The following is a 15,601-nucleotide window of genomic DNA, read 5'->3' as shown; positions in this document are numbered from 1 at the left end:
GCAACGAGGTAGCGCCATCAGCTTGATTCTGCCGCATCGGTAGCGGAGATTCCATGCTCCTGAGGGCAACACGTCGGCGATATGTCCTCTTATCGAACCGGTCCACAGCAATCAGCACGCACCCCGAGGCTCATCCCACCGGAACCCGCCTCAGACAACTGACGCTCGTCGCCCTTGGTGTCGTCTATGGCGATATCGGCACCAGCCCGCTCTACGCCCTTCGGGAGTGCTTCAAGGAAGAATATGGTCTCGCCGCCATTCCGGCGAACGTCTACGGTGTTCTCTCCCTAGTCGTCTGGGCGCTCGTCCTCGTTGTTACCGTAAAGTACCTCGTTTTCATCCTCCGGGCGGACAATAACGGGGAAGGTGGAGTACTGTCGCTGCTCGCGCTCATTCTGCAGAAAACCAACGGCAGCGAGGACGTACGGAGGCGGGTATTGATCGGGCTCGGGATCGTCGGGGCCGCTCTCCTCTACGGCGATGGGGTGATTACTCCGGCGATTTCGGTGCTCGGTGCCATGGAAGGACTCGAAGTCATCACACCCCGGCTGACGCCGCTGGTGGTCCCGCTGGCGCTCGGGGTCATCATATCACTGTTTCTCGTTCAGAAAAAGGGAACGACCCAGGTCGGCCGGGTGTTCGGGCCGGTGATGGCAATCTGGTTTGTTACGCTCGCCGCTCTCGGCGTGCATGAGATTCTTCTCGCACCAGAAATCCTGCAAGCCGTCAATCCGATTTATGGCGCACGGTTCCTCGCAACTCACGGAGCGCAGGGATTCGTGCTGCTCGGCGCTGTTGTTCTGGTCGTCACGGGGGGCGAGGCGCTGTATGCCGACATGGGTCATTTTGGCGCTCGGCCAATCCGGCTCGCATGGTACTACCTCGTGCTGCCGGCGCTGTTGCTCAATTACTTCGGGCAGGGTGCGCTCATTTTGCGTGATCCGGCCGGCGCCGTAAATCCGTTCTTCCTGCTGGCGCCGCGATTTCTTCTCTACCCATTGGTCCTGCTGGCCACGATGGCCGCTATCATCGCATCCCAAGCGCTGATTTCCGGGGCGTTTTCGCTGACACACCAGGCGGTCCAGCTCGGCTACAGCCCGCGGGTGAATATTATCCACACCTCGAAGACGGAGACGGGCCAGATCTACATCCCGGAAGTGAACACGACTCTCATGATCGGCTGCGTTCTCGTAGTGCTCGGGTTTCGGTCCTCCAGTGCGCTCGGCGCCGCTTACGGGATAGCCGTAACTGGAACGATGGCAATTACGACGGTTCTGTTCTACATACTTTCCCGCCATCGCTGGCACTGGAGCCTTGCAAAAGCAGGTTCACTCGCGGCGTTCTTTCTCATCATCGACCTGGCGTTTTTCAGCTCCAACGTTCTCAAGATTGCGCACGGCGGATGGGTACCACTCGTCCTCGCCGTATTCCTTTTTACTCTGATGACGACATGGAACCGCGGCAGGAGGATCGTTCGCGACCTGCTGCGAGACAACTCCCTGCCCATTGACTTGTTTCTCAAGTCCGAAAACGAGGAGAAACCGCTTCGCGTAGAGGGCACTGCAGTCTTCATGACATCGGATCCCGAAGGAGCGCCGCTGGTGTTGTTGCATCACATGAAGCACAACAGAGTGCTGCACAGGCAGGTGGTATTGCTTTCGATACTCTCGGAGAAAGTTCCTGAGTTTCCAGACGCCGAACGAATCACGATAGAGACGCTCGCGGAAAATTTCTGGCGCGTGAAGGCCCGTTACGGATTTCTGGAAAGCGCCGACGTACCGGCTGTTCTCGCGCGTTGCGCCGATGCTGGTATCATGGCAAAGCCGATGAGCACCACCTACTACCTGGGCAAGGAACGACTGATCATCAACGACACCAAGCCGGTTATGGCGCGCTGGCGCAAGAAGCTCTACGTGTTCATGTCCCGCAATTCGCGCTCAGCAACCGAGTTCTTCAATATTCCCTCTAACCGCGTAGTCGAGCTCGGGGCACAGCTGCAGTTCTAGCCGGATCGCCCGCGAACGCGCTCGATATCGCGGCGATCCTTCTTGCTCGGGCGACCGGTTTCGTAACTGTTACTCGCGTGCATTGCGCGAACGTGGGCCGCCATCGCCTCGCGGGCCTTTTTGCTCTCTGCATCTTCAGCATAAAGCGCGGACGCGATGGTGGCTGATCCGCGTTTCTCCGATACGCCAAGTACGGCGATGACATACTCGTACGGCCCGGAGCGAATCCGGATTCTGTCGCCCGCCTGGACCAGCCGCGACCTTTTGCAACGTTCGCCGTTCACCTCGATTTTGCCGCCTTCGATTGCATCGGCTGCCAGTGCGCGAGTTTTGTAGAACCTCGCCGCCCACAGCCATTTGTCGATGCGAACCTTTCCGGATCGTTCGCCTTCCTCGAAACCGCGGGGCACTGGCATGTACCCAACCTACTTCTTCTTTTCCCTAGCGGCTCCCTTCTTCGCGTCCCGCCTGTCGGAGCGTTTGTAGATGACAGTATCCGCATCGATGAAGCCCTCACCATTGTCCTCGAGAATCCGGATGCGGCTCGATCCCGGCACACGCGATGGCGACAGCAACCGTAGCTCCTCCAGACGCTCCAGCATCTCCGGTTGCGGCCGCGTTTCAATGCGCACCCGGGGCATGGTGAAATTCTGGGGCCGGACGTTGTACATCCCGGGAGCGGTGCGATACATGAAAGTGTTGCCGGCGCCGGTAAGGCCGTCGAAGCCGAAGCCGAATGCGCGGTCTCGCGTCATCAGATCGGATGCCCTCCCCGCGATGACACGAACGTCGCGCAAGCGACCCGCTGAGTAGACGCGCACGTTTGCGACGCCCCCGGGTGTGAGCTTGCCCACTTCGCGTGTAAGCCGATGGGACGGCAATCCACTCGTGTAAGTGTCAGCAGCATCCGCCGCTGACAATCTCAGGTCGACTCCATTGATCGAGACAATACGATCGCCCTCGATGATCCCCGCGTTCTCCGCTGGCCCTTTCGGGTTAACATGCGTCACGAATACGCCGAGGCTGTCGCGGACACTCCCGGTGGCGGTAACCTGCAGGCCGAGGGCGCCACGCCTCATTAGTGCGGAATCGCTGCGGGTAACCCGTACTGTCCGCGTGCATTCAACGCGGCCTTCTCCAGTGGTCACGCAATTCTCGCCATCTGGCAAAGGCATACGGAGGGGTGCGGGCTGACGTGGTTGCGACGGTCGTTGGGGGGGTTGCTGTGCGCCCATTGAGGCCGCAAAGGCAGCAATTGCGGCGGGGGCGAATATTGCCTTGATAACACGCATCATCTTCTCCGGGAATCTGGTTTCACGTTGTATGACAGCATCCGCCAGCGCAGGGTTGCCGGTGCAAAAGGACGGCAAAGCCGGGCATATTTGAGCCATGGCGACCACAGTCGAACCGGGTAAGCGCGAGCCGCACGTTCCGGACGTTCACACGTTCGAGCACCATTGGCAGGACGAAGCTGACGCTGCGTTCCTCTACAGGATTCTCGCCGAGTCGGAGACTGACGCCGGGAAGAGTGACATATATGCGAGACTTGCCGCGGTCGAAGACCGGCATGTAGTCGTATGGGGCGACCTGATGGAGAAGCACGGTCATCCGGCTCGCGAGTTCAGGCCCAGCCCGAGAGCCCGCGTGCTTGCGCGCCTGGGAAAGACGTTTGGCCCCGGGTTTCTGCTTCCAATGCTCCTGCAGGAGGAAGGCCGGGAGGTAAAGGCCTACCTCGACATGCATCGGGCCACCCCGGCCGGTGCACCCGGCGGCGGTGAAGCCCTCACTCTCGCGAAGGAGTCCGCTGAGCACGCGACTACGCTTGCTGGAATCGCGGGCAAGAGTGGCGAGCCATGGCATCGGACCGAATCCGGGGGATTTCTCCGCAACGTCGTCTACGGATTCAACGATGGGCTCACGGCAAACTTTGGACTTGTTGCCGGTATCATCGGTGCCGGAATTACGGAACAGCATCAGGCGGTGGTAGTTGCCGGAGTTGCGGGAGTCATCGCGGATGCACTGTCGATGGGATCGAGCGGATTTCTCGCCGCCAAGAGCGAGCGCGAAGTCTACGATTACGAGATCGCGATGGAGAAGGACGAAATCGCGCTGATGCCGGAGATCGAGCGCGACGAGCTGGCGCTGATTTACGAAGCCAAGGGTATGGATAAGACGTCTGCGCACAAGCTCGCTACTCAGGTCATGGCCGATCCCGAGCGCATGCTGCAGGAGCAAGTCCAGGAAGAGTTGAAGATCGGCGAGCAGACCACCACTCCGTTCCGGGAAGCATGGGTGACGGGAACCGCGACGGCATTCGGCGCGATCATTCCCGTATTTCCGTTCTTCTTCACGAGCGCAACGACGGCCATCGTGCTGTCATTCGCAATCTCGATGCTGTCGCATTTCCTGGTGGGTGCGGCAAGATCGGTGTTCACCGGCCGCAGCATTTTTCGATCGGGGCTTGACATGTTTGTCGTCGGGCTGGGAGTTGCGATACTCGGTTACTTCGTAGGCGGATGGGTGGGCGATCTGTTCTAGCCTGGCCGCTGCCGGTACTCTTCAGTTACGCGACAATGCTGAGCAGCCTTTCCGGGACAAACACGATTTTTCGCGGCGCACCTGAAACAAATTTTGCGATCGACTCCTCCTTCATCGCCACCGCGAATGCCTCGTCCTGAGTGATATCGCGGGGAACATGCAGTTTCCCGCGCATCTTCCCGTTGACCTGAACAGCGAGGTCAACCTTGTCCTCGAAGGCGAGCAGCGCGTCGAACTGGGGCCACCCGGCATCGAAAACACTGCCTTCGTGCCCCAGCTTCTCCCACAACTCTTCGGCCACATGCGGCGCAAACGGCGAGACGAGCTGCACCAGCGGCACCACCTCGGCGCGCGAAGGCGTGCGCTCGCCGCGGCGCAGCACGTTCATGTATTCCATCATCGCGGCGACGGCAGTGTTGTAGCTGAGCTGCGGAATATCCTGCGAAACCTTGCGGATCGTTTGATGGAGTTTCCGCGTCACGCGTGAATCGCCCGCGGCAGCGTCTGGCGGGGACTCGCTGGCAGTGACCACCGATGCCCAGAGCCTGTCCAGGAATCGTCTGACACCCGAAATGCTGGCATCCCGGAAGTCACCCCCCTCTTCGAAGGGCCCAAGGAACATTAGATAGGTGCGGAAGGCGTCGGCGCCCCATTTCTCGATGTACTGGTCGGGAATGACGACGTTGCCGCGGCTCTTCGACATCTTGGCGCCATCGCGAATGATGAGACCGTGGGCGCGAAAGCGCGTGAACGGCTCCTCAAAGTCGATGTGACCCATGTCGTGCAGTACCATCGTCACGAATCGGGAATACAGCAGGTGGAGAACCGCGTGCTCGTTGCCACCGATATAGCTGTCCACAGGAAGCCATTTCTTCGTGATCGCGGAATCGAATGGGACCCCATCTATTCCGACACTCGGGTATCGCAGAAAATACCACGCGCTGTCGAGGAAGGTGTCTGATACGTCGGTCTCCCGGCGGCCGGTCTTCCCACATGCCGGGCAGTCAACCAGGTACCAGCTCTCGTGACGAGCGAGCGGCGATACGCCCGAGTCGTCGGGCTTGAAATCGCTGACGAATGGCAGCTCCACCGGCAGGTCCGTTTCCGGCACCGGAACTGCGCCGCAGTCGTCACAGTAGATGATCGGAATGGGCGGGCCCCAGTATCTCTGCCTCGAGATGCACCAGTCGTGAAGTCTGTAATTCACAATGGCAGACCCGGTGCCGGATTCACCCAGCATGCCGACGATCTCGCGCTTTGCCTGACTCACCGGCATTCCGTCGAATCGCCCTGAATTGACCATCGTTCCATCGGCCGATTCGGTAAACGCTTCCACCAGCGGCGTCTCGGCGGTTTCACCGTCGGCGGCGACCACCCGCACGATTGGCAGGCCGAATACCGACGCGAACTCGAAGTCGCGTTCGTCGTGGCCTGGCACTGCCATGATTGCGCCCGTCCCGTACTCCATCAGGACGTAGTCCGAGATCCACACCGGAATATCCTTCCCCGTTGCGGGGTTGGTCGCGTACGCACCAGTGAAGACGCCCGTCTTGTCAGTACCACTCTTCCGCGTCACTACATCCTGCTTCGCGCTGCGCGCCAGGTATTGCTCGACCGCGCTTCGGTAGACACCACCGGCCAGAGCGGCCACGAGCGGATGCTCCGGTGCCAGAACCAGATACGTCGCGCCGAAAACAGTATCGGGACGGGTCGTAAAAACGCGGATCGATTCCTTGTCCCCCGCCGTACCGATTGCCCTAAGCGGAAACGCGATCTGCGCGCCTTCGGATCTCCCAATCCAGTTTCGCTGCGCTGTCTTGGTGGTCTCCGACCAATCCAGCGTGTCGAGGTTGGAAAGGAGCCGCTCCGCATAATCGCTGATCCGGAAAAACCACTGGCTCAGAAAACGCTGTTCCACTGGCGTGTCGCAGCGCTCACACGCACCGCCAACCACCTGTTCGTTCGCAAGCACCGTCTTGCAGCTGGGGCACCAGTTCACCGCCGCCTGTTTTTTATATGCAAGCCCATGCTTCAGCAGCTGCAGGAATACCCACTGCGTCCATTTGTAATATTCAGGGTCAGTCGTTGAGAGCGAGTGTGTCCAATCCACCATCAGCCCTGCCCGCTCGAGCTGCCGCCGGAAATTTGTGATGTTCCGGGGAATCAGCTTTGTCGGATGTATGCCCACCTTGAGCGCATAATTCTCGGAGTGGATGCCGAACGCATCGTATCCCAGGGGCTGCAGGACATTGTGCCCCTGCAATCGCTGAAATCGTCCATATATGTCGCTCCCAACGAACGCGAAAAGATTGCCGACGTGCAGCCCTTCCGCGGACGGATACGGGAACATCATCAGGGCATAAAACGGATCAGGCGCATCCCGGGTGTCGACAATGTTGGTGCGGCGGTCGCGCCACGCCTGTTCCCATTTTGCTTCGACTGCCGACGGGTCATATCCCACCTTCTCTGCGGCGGGATATGCACCAGCCGCATTGTCCGGGATGTGCGGGATGTCCATCAGTACAAGTTAGCGTCACCCTTTCAGACTTTCACCCTGCCATGACCCATCCGCTGCCGATGCACCCTCAACGTTTGCAGAGCGATACCGCGCTGATCCTCACACCATCATGGGAAGGAATTCTGGTCGTGGATGTGGAATCGGGAGGACTCATGACACCTCTCCTTGGCATGCTTCAGCGCCAGGGTCAAACAATCTCGCGGCAGTCCAAAGCTGCGCGCGCGGGCGAGCAGGGCGAAGGGTTTGGCGTCGTCGCCGATTCGGCAGAAGCGGCGGAGCGTACTGATCTTCTGGCTCGCGCGATGGCGGAGCGAGTTGGGCGATCGCGAGAGTCGGCGGCGCGAACTCTCTCCACACTGCAAACGGTCAACGATGCCACGCATCATGGCCGGCAGTCATTCCTTCAGGTCGAGCAAGGCGTAATTGGCGCCGAAAAATGGAGCGGGGCGATTGAAAGCGCTGTTGCGGATTCGGGACGACTGGTAGTCGACATGACCGAGCGCCTCGACATCCTCGCGCTCGGCACTCAGCGCTTTGCAAGCGCAATGCATCAGGTAGCCGCGACGAGCGAGGAGCAGAGCGACAGCATCGACGAGATCGCCGGTGCAGCGAGTTCGCTCAGCTCTGCGGCGAAGCGTGTGGCTCAGCTCGTGGGGACATTCAAGCTGGGCGATACCCCGGTGCATGGAACGCCAGTGGTGAGACGGGCGGCTTTTTAGCGCGACGCGGTTTGGATGGGGGCTTTGTAGAGTGGCGCTCGATTCGCTGGAAGTTGTGACTGCGCTCAGCACTTGATGCCAACCGCTTTTCGTAGTCAGGAGCCAAGCCTTCGCCTCAACTCCAGGCTGCGGGTATGAAACGGGTCGAGCTTGAGAGCTTCTGCGACGAGACTCCGCGCTAGAACTGGTTCGCCCGCTGCTTCGTGCGCGCGCGCAAGTCCAGCACGTGCCGCCACCGACCTGGGAAACAGCTCGGCACTCAGCTTCATGATCTTTACTGCATCGGTGCCCTTCCCTCTCGCGATCAGCGCAGCCCCGATCTGGCTGAATTCCCACTCGGCACCGTCGAAAGCCTTTGGATCTTTTGCATAGGCTGCGCGCGCGTCCGCCACACGGCGATCGACCCCTTCGGCCGCGATACGCTTCAGGGCGGCGTCATACCGCCGATCGCGTGAGAAATCGGTAGCCCACACGTCGAGCTCGATATTGATATCGACTGTATCGGCCATCGTCGCGCTTCGCAGCTGATCGAACCATTCGTTGTACTTGCCGCCACCAACGATACCGAAATCTTTTCGTGCAATTCGCATCGTGCCGCCAAATGCCAGCAACGTTGATCCGTGCGGATCTTCCAGGGGCTTGGTTCTGAGAGGACGAAACGGGATGTCGATAGTCCGCGTGACTCCATGCATCGTCAACGGCCCTGACGCCACAAAGCCATTTTGCGCGCGGCGAATGGACTTGCTCTGAAAAACTATCGTTGGGAATTTCCTTGCGTCGAAAAAGTCCGCGCTTCGAAGATGGTCGTCGCGATGTTTCCACCCGGTGTTGATGCTGTTGGTCTCGATTGCGACGGTGATTGCCGATTGCCCGGGGCTTCCGTCTGTCGTGGGTGCGTAGACCAACGTCCCCTGGACGTCGTCAAATCGGCCTTTGACGGCGCGGCCGAGGAAGCCGATCGAAAACGAGACGTCGGAGTGTCCGGTGTCGATGCGGAACTCTCGAAGAGCCGGGGGCGCCGCTCGCGCGACGCGAGCCGCTTCGGTTCGGAGGTCCTGAGCCGGAATGCTTAACGAGAAAAGCGCTGCGGTCACGGCAAGAAATGACAATGATCGTTTGAAGATTTTATTTTACCTCGCGAGTGAGAACGATTTCGTGATTGCCCTTTGTTCCTGACGACCGCTTCCGGTCTACCTTCGTTCGAATACCCAGGCCGTCGGACTTTCTCACCCAGTAGGTGTGGACGACGGTTCCGTGAGTGACGGCAAGCCGCCAGCAGTCGAATTCGCCGGCCGGAACCCGTATGCGCTCTTCACCTGTAACCCGGAGCTGTATGGGATAACGAACGTCGGCAGGCACTACTGCCCAGCCGACTAGTGAAAGGCTGGCGGCCCAGCCGGCGTGCAAGCGCACCGCTGAAAGCATGAGTGGAGCCGACGCTTCGCTCATGTACGGGCCGGAGGCGGGCGCCAGGAATTTTGCGATAGGCCGTCGAACCGTGACCTTGTCATTTATCTCTGCGCTCATTGATCCCGAAACACTGTCGCCGGTGAAACGCTGACTGATGTTCAGCCGGCTGTAGCGCAGGTACGGCGACACGTGGACGGTGCGCATGACAGGCGTCAGATCGCGCTGCCTCACCACGAGTGATTCAGTCTCGATACGAACGCCGTTGGTGCCCGGCTCCATGGTCCACCTGTGCTCGACGAGCCAGGACGGAACCCCGGCAACGTTCCAAGGGGAAACCCGCAGAAGGCCACGGCCGGTTGCACGGGATTGCGCACCCAGTGCCGTTGTCTCAATGCGGGAGAAAAAATATTGGCCTGCCTTCAACCGGCGTCCGTCTACCCCCCTGAGGCGAGGCAGCGTCGAAGGCTGCAAGGCCGCTGCAGTGGAAGGCAGGAGCAGCCGGCTGATGAAGACTCCCGGCGTACTGATCGGCATGTCAATCGAATCGTCGTACGGCGAACCAGTGGTCGCTCTGTTGTCGATCACTGGCGATGTGCGGGAGGAACGACTGTCGAATGCCAGGTAGCCTGCTGCACCGATGACGAGCATCATACCAGCGGCAATGCTGCCGATCATTCTCGAGCGCCCGGTGGTCCGCTCGTCGTCTCGCGGCAGAATGATTCGGTCACCGGCCGCACGCGTACTGAGAATTTTCTCGATCAGCTCAGGGGACACCGTCGGAGAGGCGATCAGCCGGGCCTGCGCCGTAACGTCACGTGTCGAGCCTACGGTTCGGCGGCATTGATGGCAGGACGTGAGATGCGCCGAGACCCGGGAATGTTCGAGTGGCGTGGTCTCGCCATCGGCGAAACGTTGCAGTGCGCCGGCGCGCGGATGGAAAAGGGAGATCGTCATCGGTCGTCGTGGTCGGAGTGAAGCGCCAGCCTTAATGCGCGTACTGCGCGATGCAGCCGCACCTCGGATGTGCCGCGGTTGATTCCAAGCATCGCCGAGATCTCTGCATGCGAGTGTCCCTCCATGACCTTGAGTACGAACACGAGTCTCAAAGATTCAGGAAGGGCTTCGATCGCCCGCTGGATCGGAGCAGAGTCAGCAGCCGAATCGGCGCGTTCGCTCGACTCGATGAGCGGATGGTCGTCGAGCGAAAGCTCGCGGGATCTTCGTTTGGCGCGGATCGCGGAGAGCGCTGTTCTCGCAATGATTCGCTTGATCCAGGGTTCGAACGACCCACGCTCGTCGTAATGCCTCAATGCTTCGGGCAATCCCACGAAAACATCATGCAGAATATCTTCTGCGTCGTCGGCCGACCCCGTGAGACGCCACGCGAGCCGCATGAGCGATTCCGAGTAGCGTCCGTAAACTTCGGCTAGTGCCGCCGGTTCACCCCTCCGGGTACGGTTGATGAGGTCGCTCATCTGCATCGGCAGTACGTCGTGACGCGAGGAATCGGAATAAGGCATCGTACAATCAAACGCGGCTGGTACCGGAAACCTTACAAGGCTGACCCAGTCACCGCGATTCCCTCTGGTTGCGAAACCGGCTTCATCCCATTTTAGTGCGCCCGCGTGTGCCGACCGGCGCGCTGCACTAGCAGGTACAGTCGCAGTGCATCCGAGTCTGCCGGGCGAGCCCGCACAGCGGGCGCGCCAGCTTCGCGGCCCGGCGCGTTTCCACCAAGGCTCTCCCCCGGCGTGCGCTCCAGAATGGCAAATGAGCTGATCAATCCTGCGATAATGAGCGAAAAGCCGCGAGCACACGTAGCCGCAACCGTGACGGCCGGGTGGTCAGCGCCGGTTGCGGCTTCTTCAGCTCCGCCTCGGGACGAAATGACCTATTTTCGCGGCCCCGATCCTACACGATGCCGAAAGAGAAACCGGCCCCGGCCGAGTAGCGATTCGATGGTAGTGTCTTCAATCGTTGGTGGCTTGCCGTCCTGTTATAATGGTGCGCTCGTCCTCTCGGGTTCAAACAGATCATACATCTTCGGCGCGTCATTCAGACTGACGCTGCGTGAGATAATCTCGGGCGGATCGTCTCACCCTTCAGGATGCGGTCGAGCAGCGGGTACAGATAGCGGTGCACATCGCACTGGCCGGTCTTGGCCGTCAAGCTTTCGCGAAGACGGTGCCAAGTGGAATTCTACCGGTCCGCATCCCCACGCCGCGGCGGCGGCGTCGCTCGGTTGAATTTCCGCGTATTCAGGGGGTTGAGCGCCTTCGATGCACGATAGGTGGAAGAACCGCTGTGCCGCGAGCGTGAGAATCGATACTTCAGACAGGACCGACCATCTGCAACTGGTTGAATAGCATGGGCGTTAGGTGGTGGTGAACGTGTTGTGGTGTTGGTTGCCGGCACCCCCTAGCCCACTCTGTTGGGGTTGCCCGAACGCTCCTGTTGAGCGTGGTTAACCGGTCATTCAGGGTTGGCTTCCGGCGGGCTCGCTTTCTTTGGAATGGTGCGGACATAGCCAACCAATGCTCCAAGCGCCATTGCTGGCCCTACGTAGATAGCAAAGTCGTATAGTGGCCCGAGGTCTAACATACAATCCTCGCAGGTTCGGTCTGATGTGCGATATGAGACGTACCCCGCTAAAAAGCCTAGGAGGGCCCCGATAGCCATATGCTGCGCGACGATGTCCGACCGCGATTTAATCCTTTTTGTCCTCTCCTTGATGGTGCTCTCCTGTCCGAGATGCCCCGGTGCGAACGGCGCTGCCGCGTGTGCTTCAGCCAGGCTTCCTGTGTGAGCAAAGCCATCTGAGACTCTTTGCGCGGGCAGTTCTGCGGACACCAGTAGTAGAATCGCCGAATTCGCGGCCAGGCAAGCCACAATCCGGTTCCTCGTTGCGCGTTTCATTTCAGTTCGCTCCCTCATGGCGGATCCGTCACGCACGTCGAACACCCTTCCGGCGGCTCGGTGAAGTTGTGACCGAAGCCGATGTGCAGTTTGCCGCCGTCGGACAGGTCCGTAATTGTTACGCTTGCAGAAATCCTCGCCCGGATTGTGCCCGGACCCTGGTTCTCAAAATACTGCGCATAGACCGTCGTCGCGGGGCTTGTCGCGCCGTTGTCCCATTGGTAGGTGAACGATCCATCGCCACCGGAGAAAGTTGCGGTGACGGTTAGCTCGTCGACTACCGGCCACCGGTAGAGCTGCTGGTCGGGCGTGATCGCGCCACCATACATGCCTCCCACAGCCTTATATGCGTTCACTATTCCCCATCCGGCGTGTGGGTCTCTAACCGACTGTCCCGCCCAGCGCATGCGGTCAAGCACCTGCTCACCGCAGCTCTGGTCAGGTGAGTTACTGACGGTGCGAATTATTGGCGGATTAAGCTGCTGATGGTTTGCGCGGGGCCCAGCCGGAGCCCGCGCAAACCATGATTCGAGACCCTGGCCCCTACGCGACCTGCGTTATGTACCACCAGGCAACAATGGCCACAGTTATTACGAGCAGGATCAGCAGCCAGTTAGGTAGGCCCTTCCTGCTTTTTTCTTCGATCCGGATGTCGGCCATGCTTACTCCTTCGTTAGGTCGAGTTGAATTCATTGAGCGGACAGATGAATAAATCTGCGTCATCTTCGAGGCATTTCCAACGAAATTTTTCTGTTCCCTACAATACGTGGCTGCCGCGCACAAAAGATGAACTGGTTGCGCTCCATCGAATCACGGTCATTGAAGCCGTTCGGGCTCATCCGGGCTTTGAGTTCCCGCAAAAAGAACCGACAGCCGTTCGAGAACCTGCGCCAGATCGGGCTTCGCTTCGAGCACCGGAACCACAGGATCATCGCCAAGCCGTTCCATCCGCTCGATTGCAGTCCTGATCGTGAACGCCCGCGGATCGAGCGATTGATCGACCTCGTCCCACAATAGCGGCATCGACACTGACGCGCCCGGCACTGGCCGCACGCTGAACGGCGCGACGATCAGCTGCCCATGCCGGTTCTGCAGATAGTCGAGATAGACTTTGTCTCCCCGTTTCGTGATGTGCCGTGTGATTGTCGCGATGTCGCCGAGTTCCCTTAGCATGAGGCGAGCAAGCAGCTCGCCCAGTGTACGGCACTGCTCGTAGGTGAACTGCCTGCCGAGCGGCAGCATGACGTGCAGTCCGCTCTTGCCGGTCGTCTTTACGTAACTGGGCAATCCCGCTGCTTCGCAGATCCGCCGCAGCACCAGCGCGCACCGGATCACATCTGCGAACGAAGCGTCCTTGGGATCGAGGTCCATTACGCACCAGTCTGGCAGTTCGAGCGATCCTACCCTGCTTCCCCAGATATGCAGCGGGATCGAGCCGCTGTTGGCGAGATAGAGGATTGACTCCTCGTCGTCAGCCACGAAGTAGCGAATGTCACGCTGCGTGTCCTCGCTCCAGATTGGAACGGTTCGCATCCATTCCGGCGCAGAATCGGGCGCGTCCTTCTGATAGAATGACTTCCCGTCGATTCCGTCCGGGAACCGCGTCAACACAACTGGCCGGTTCCTGAGATACGGGAGGAGCCAAGGTGACACTGCTCGGTAGTATTCGATCATCTCGCCCTTCGTGTAACGCTCCGCAGGCCAGTAGACCTTCCCGGGGTTGGAGATGTTGGCCGTCTTCTGAATCTCATCTGCAGGTGGAGGCGGCAGCGAGTTGTGCGAAGGGGCAGACACTTCGCGATCATCAGCCTTATCATGCAACGCGAGCGACGCACTGGCAGCAGGAACAACCCACCCCTGCCGCTCGCACTCATGTGGCCGCTTGTCATCCCTCAGCCGCAGAAACGCGGGATGCCTCAACAATCCATCGGGCGTCCATTCGCGAAACCGTACCTCGCATACGTACGCGGGATCGACCCACGTTGTGGTCTTCGTTTGCGGAATGCCTGAGCTCTTGAGAGGCGATACTCCAGGCCTCGCCACCATTCCCAGACATGGAGCATCGGGCCGCACGATTGGCGCGAGAAGTTTGTGCAACTCCGCCAGCTTGGACTCGTTGAAGCCAGTGCCTGCGCGTCCGGCATAGACCAGGGTTCCGTCGACGTAATCGGCAAGCTGAAGCGCGCCGAAATGCGCACGACTTCGCCTCGCCTCCGTAAAACCCACGATAACGAAATCAGCTGTCTTCTCCGCCTTGATCTTGAGCCACTCGCCCGATCTTCCCCTGCGATAATGACCGTCGGCTTTTTTGGCAATGATGCCCTCGAGACCAAGCTCGGTGACGCTCTTCATGAATGCTGCGCCCTCGCGCTCGACGTGATCGAGCGCGCGCAACGCACCGAGCTTCGGAACGACATCTGACAGAAACCGCTTCCGCTCGAGGAGCGGCAGCTCCCGCAGATCGAGATCCTCGTACGCCAGAAGATCGAACGCATAAAAGGTCGCCGGCAATTCGACCGAAGCGCGTTTGACATCTATCGGCGACGTCAACCCGCCCCGACGCTGAAGCATCGCGAAACTCGGCAGCCCCTTCTCATCGGACACGACCACCTCGCCATCGATGATGCATTCCTCGACTGGAAGAGCCCTTACTGCGCGTGCGATTTCGGGAAAGACTCTGGTGTAGTCGTTGCCGTTCCGCGTGATAAGCAAAGCATCACCGCCCGACTTCGCCGCGATAAGCCGGTACCCATCCAGCTTCAACTCGAACACCCAGCCGTCGCGTGTGAACGCCTCATCCGCTGGCTCGGCGTGCATCGCTTCGACTGTGTTTGGATCCACACGTGACCTCACCGCACCGCTTTTTTCGATTGCCTTGCGAAGCGAATCGCCCGGGACGACACCGGCCTTGACCTCGTCCACGGTAAGCCCCGACAGGACAGATTCCTCGGGAAAGACATCGCCCGGCGATTTCAGCCAGGCGTCGCGCTCCTTGATGAGCAGCCAGTCCCTCTCGGTCTTCTTGATTTTTACCAAGGTCCACTTTCCGTGGAGCTTGTAACCCCTCAGCTCGAACAGAAGCTTCCCCTTCTCGAGCCCGGTCCTCCAGTCCTCCAGCGCTACCCACTCCCCGCGGTCCCATACAATCACCCCGCCGGCACCGTAATTCCCGGGAGGGATGGTTCCTTCGAAGTCACCGTACTCCAGAGGGTGATCCTCGACCATCACCGCGTACCGCTTGTCCGCCTGGTCATATGAGGGGCCCTTCGGCACTGCCCATGAGCGCAGCACCCCATCCATCTCCAGTCTCAGGTCGAAATGGAGCTGGCGCGCTGCATGCTTGTGAACCACGAACAGGCTTCCGGGCACGGCTGAGACGGTGCCGACGGGCTCGGGGGAACGGTCGGCCGACCGCTTCGAGCGATAAGTAGTCAGCCGGTCGTTGTCATTCATTCCCGGCTCTGTCGGTTCCGGCATGCTTCCATTGTAGTGCG

At 59.9% G+C, this 15,601-nt stretch carries 11 protein-coding genes; 3 read left to right on the top strand and 8 right to left on the bottom strand.

Annotation, left to right across the window (positions count from 1 at the left end):
- Window positions 1–53 precede the first annotated feature (53 nt).
- On the top strand, window positions 54–2,006 hold the full coding sequence (locus WKF55_00480) for a potassium transporter Kup (GenBank protein ID MEJ7758041.1): 1,953 nt from the start codon (window positions 54–56) through the stop codon (window positions 2,004–2,006).
- Here WKF55_00480 and WKF55_00475 read toward each other — a convergent pair.
- Window positions 2,003–2,422, bottom strand: coding sequence for a S4 domain-containing protein (locus WKF55_00475; GenBank protein ID MEJ7758040.1), 420 nt, complete (start codon window positions 2,420–2,422; stop codon window positions 2,003–2,005). The genes WKF55_00480 and WKF55_00475 overlap by 4 nt on opposite strands.
- Before the next feature lie 9 nt (window positions 2,423–2,431).
- A complete protein-coding gene (locus tag WKF55_00470) occupies window positions 2,432–3,154 on the bottom strand; it encodes a PDZ domain-containing protein (GenBank protein ID MEJ7758039.1) in 723 nt (240 codons plus the stop codon).
- A 241-nt stretch (window positions 3,155–3,395) separates the two neighbouring features.
- On the opposite strand from WKF55_00470, the gene WKF55_00465 reads away from it, so the two are divergent.
- Entirely contained in the window at window positions 3,396–4,544 is a 1,149-nt protein-coding gene (locus WKF55_00465; protein MEJ7758038.1) for a VIT1/CCC1 transporter family protein, read from the top strand.
- A 25-nt stretch (window positions 4,545–4,569) separates the two neighbouring features.
- Here WKF55_00465 and leuS read toward each other — a convergent pair whose 3' ends face one another.
- Entirely contained in the window at window positions 4,570–7,062 is a 2,493-nt protein-coding gene (gene leuS, locus WKF55_00460; GenBank protein ID MEJ7758037.1) for a leucine--tRNA ligase, read from the bottom strand.
- 41 nt (window positions 7,063–7,103) lie between these two features.
- Here leuS and WKF55_00455 point away from each other — a divergent pair, with 41 nt between their 5' ends.
- A complete protein-coding gene (locus WKF55_00455) occupies window positions 7,104–7,781 on the top strand; it encodes a hypothetical protein (GenBank protein MEJ7758036.1) in 678 nt (225 codons plus the stop codon).
- A 95-nt stretch (window positions 7,782–7,876) separates the two neighbouring features.
- On the opposite strand, the gene WKF55_00450 is transcribed toward WKF55_00455, so the two are convergent.
- From WKF55_00450 to ligD, 5 genes are all read right to left on the bottom strand, one after another.
- Window positions 7,877–8,875, bottom strand: coding sequence for a YceI family protein (locus tag WKF55_00450; protein MEJ7758035.1), 999 nt, complete (start codon window positions 8,873–8,875; stop codon window positions 7,877–7,879).
- A gap of 31 nt (window positions 8,876–8,906) precedes the next feature.
- Window positions 8,907–10,145 (bottom strand): zf-HC2 domain-containing protein, encoded by a 1,239-nt coding sequence (locus tag WKF55_00445; GenBank protein MEJ7758034.1) that lies wholly within the window; start codon window positions 10,143–10,145, stop codon window positions 8,907–8,909.
- Window positions 10,142–10,711 carry a sigma-70 family RNA polymerase sigma factor gene (locus WKF55_00440; GenBank protein MEJ7758033.1) on the bottom strand — a complete coding sequence of 190 codons (570 nt, stop codon included), beginning with the start codon at window positions 10,709–10,711 and terminating at the stop codon, window positions 10,142–10,144. The genes WKF55_00445 and WKF55_00440 overlap by 4 nt, the downstream gene beginning before the upstream one ends.
- Before the next feature lie 1,410 nt (window positions 10,712–12,121).
- Window positions 12,122–12,463 (bottom strand): hypothetical protein, encoded by a 342-nt coding sequence (locus WKF55_00435; protein ID MEJ7758032.1) that lies wholly within the window; start codon window positions 12,461–12,463, stop codon window positions 12,122–12,124.
- A 460-nt stretch (window positions 12,464–12,923) separates the two neighbouring features.
- The gene (gene ligD / locus WKF55_00430; protein MEJ7758031.1) at window positions 12,924–15,560 is read right to left on the bottom strand and encodes a DNA ligase D; all 2,637 of its coding nucleotides are present in this window, start codon (window positions 15,558–15,560) and stop codon (window positions 12,924–12,926) included.
- Window positions 15,561–15,601 lie beyond the last annotated feature (41 nt).

The sequence above is a fragment of the Gemmatimonadaceae bacterium genome, from assembly GCA_037721215.1.
Classification (GTDB): domain Bacteria; phylum Gemmatimonadota; class Gemmatimonadetes; order Gemmatimonadales; family Gemmatimonadaceae; genus UBA4720.
Note: the sequence above shows the minus strand (reverse complement) of the source record. Positions and strands in the feature narration are given on the sequence as shown.